This is a genomic window from Streptomyces sp. NPDC015139, from assembly GCF_043079785.1.
In the GTDB taxonomy this organism is placed as follows: domain Bacteria; phylum Actinomycetota; class Actinomycetes; order Streptomycetales; family Streptomycetaceae; genus Streptomyces; species Streptomyces albidocamelliae.
The window spans coordinates 1,392-3,114 of sequence record NZ_JBIBUW010000058.1 but is presented as its reverse complement, the minus strand read 5'-3'; the positions used below and the strand labels follow the sequence as shown (position 1 = coordinate 3,114).

The 1,723-nt window shown below is 68.0% G+C and carries 2 protein-coding genes; both read right to left on the bottom strand.

The window, feature by feature from the left end; all coding sequences use genetic code 11:
• Positions 1-26 precede the first annotated feature (26 nt).
• Positions 27-836: an ExeA family protein gene (locus ACF08B_RS41535; RefSeq protein WP_392322216.1), complete on the bottom strand. Its 810-nt coding sequence runs from the start codon at positions 834-836 to the stop codon at positions 27-29.
• Positions 837-881: 45 nt separating this feature from the next.
• Positions 882-1,723 (bottom strand): DDE-type integrase/transposase/recombinase (locus tag ACF08B_RS41530; RefSeq protein ID WP_392322215.1); only part of this gene is annotated, 842 nt, incomplete at its 5' end.

Below are 1,723 nucleotides of genomic sequence, written 5' to 3'. Positions count from 1 at the left end.
TTTGGTCGGCAAGGTGCCGGATGGTTTCAGTCGAGGATTTCGGTGACGGCGGACTGGGCGGCTTTTTCGTCGACGATGGATTTGCCGCCGGCGAATGTGGCGACGAGGGATTGCAGGCAGAGGTTGTTGACCGCGCGGGGGAAGCCGCGTGCGGTGGTGTGGATGAGGGTGATGGCGTCCTCGGTGAACAGTTGATCGGCTCGGCCGGCGAGACCGAGGTGATGCTTGATGTAGCTGGCGGTCTCGGTCGCGGTCATGCCCGGCATCGTGTAGCGCAGGGCCGTGCGCTGTTCGAGGGCGGCGAGGACGGCGAGTTTCATCGTGCGGCGCAGGGTGGGCTGTCCCACCAGCAGGCAGGACAAGGGCGAGTCCTGGTCCATGGCGGTGTTGGTGAGCATGCGGATTGCCTCGAGCTGTTCGTAGCTGAGCAGGTGGGCCTCGTCCAGGACGAGCACTGGAGTGCGTCCGCGTTCCTCGCGTTCCGCGGTGAGGGCGAGGCCGGTCTGGGCGGTGAGCCGGGAGCCGAGGTGGGCGGGTGGCTGGCCGAACGCGGTGACGATCGCTTCGTGGATGCCGCGGACCCCGATCATCGGGTTGGGCAGGTAGATCACGGTGTGCTTCGACGGGTCGAGGCTGTGCAGGACGGTGCGGACGGAGACGGTTTTGCCTGCTCCGACCTCGCCGGTGACGACGCCGATCGAGCGTTCGGCGATGCACCAGCCGATGCGGGCGACGGCCTCGTTGTGGGAAGCGTGGCGGTGGAGCATGCCCGGGGCGAGGTCACGGCCGAACGGCATGCGGTTGAACCCGTAGTGGGCCTGGAGCTTCTCAATCACGGCGTTTCTCCTGGTCAAAGGCCGGATGGTGGTCCGGTTGGGTCACTACTCGGACTCGGCCTCGGGGCCGGGTTCGGCGAAGGCCGCGTAGTTGACCTTCTCCGCGAGCGTGCGGGTGTGGGCGGCGTCGATGAGGCCCAGGTAGTCGATGCCGGTGGTCGGACGGGGCAGCTCGGCCGGGGTCTCCGGGCGTGCTTTCGGATGGGAGTGGCGGCTGATCTGAAAGGGCAGTGCGGTGCCGGCGTCCTGGCCGCCTGCCCGCACTCTCAGGTAGGACAGGTCGAAGGGGTCGAAGACGAGTTCGACGCGCTGTCCGGACAGCAGCGGGTCGACCTGGTAGCGGTTGCCGTGGAGGGAGACCAGCGCGGTCTTGGACACGGTGCGGTATTCGGACCAGCGGAACGCTTCGGCGAGATCGGCCGGCGCGGGGACGGGGAAGGGGCTGCCGGCCATCCACCGGCCGAGCGGGGCGGCTCCGGTCTCGGAGTGCACGCGACGGTGGTAGACGTTTTCGACCCAGGCGGTGAACAGCCGGTTCATCTCCAGCAGGCTGGAGATCCGCCGGCCTGGTTTTCCGTCGCCGGAGGCGATCTCGACGACGAACTCGCTGTTCACCGTGCGGAAGAACCGCTCGATCTTGCCTCTGCCCTGCGGCCTGCCGGGGGTGGAGTGGACCAGCTTGATGCCGAGTTTCGCGCATGCCCGCAGCAGCCACGAGTCCACGAACGCGCTGCCGTTGTCGACATAGACCAGCCTGGGGACCCCGCGCGATGCGAGAGCCGGCCGCAGGGCCGCGGCCAGGCGGACGGTGTCCTCCGAGAATCCCCACCGGTGGCCGACCACGGCCCGTGAGTGATCGTCCAGGAACGCGAAGAGGTAGGTCTTTC